This window comes from Neptuniibacter marinus, assembly GCF_001597725.1.
In the GTDB taxonomy this organism is placed as follows: Bacteria; Pseudomonadota; Gammaproteobacteria; order Pseudomonadales; family Balneatricaceae; genus Neptuniibacter; species Neptuniibacter marinus.
Window position 1 is genome coordinate 1 of the sequence record NZ_LUTR01000057.1, and the last position, 420, is coordinate 420.

A 420-nucleotide genomic window follows, 5' to 3' on the forward strand; every position below is an offset into this window, starting at 1 on the left:
CGTTTTGGCTCAGATCTGGAGGTTGGATCTTAGCTGGTCTTGTTTAATTAGCGCCACATTACAAGGAAGCTGAAGTATGAATACTAAGACGCAAGAGGTTTTAGAGCGATTGGAGCGGTTAGGCAATGACAACGATCGTCTGCAGTCAGAGCGAGCGAAAAAGTACCTCAACATTACAAAAGATACCGGTGAGTTTCTCTCAGTACTGGTTAAAGCCACGAACGCGCAGCGTATCTTAGAAATTGGCACCTCAAATGGATACTCAACGATTTGGTTAGCCTCATCAATCGCGAACACCGGAATGGTGCATACCATTGAAGTCAATCCGCTTAAGATAGAAGAGGCTCGTGACAACTTCGAACAAGCTCAAGTTTTGGAAAATATTACCCAATGGTCAGGCGATGTTTGTGAAGTTTTAAA

At 43.8% G+C, this 420-nt stretch carries 1 protein-coding gene; it reads left to right on the forward strand.

What is annotated here, in order from left to right; translation table 11 throughout:
* Window positions 1-76 precede the first annotated feature (76 nt).
* A partial coding sequence (locus A3774_RS16025) for an O-methyltransferase (protein WP_197468085.1) occupies window positions 77-420 on the forward strand: 344 nt, incomplete at its 3' end.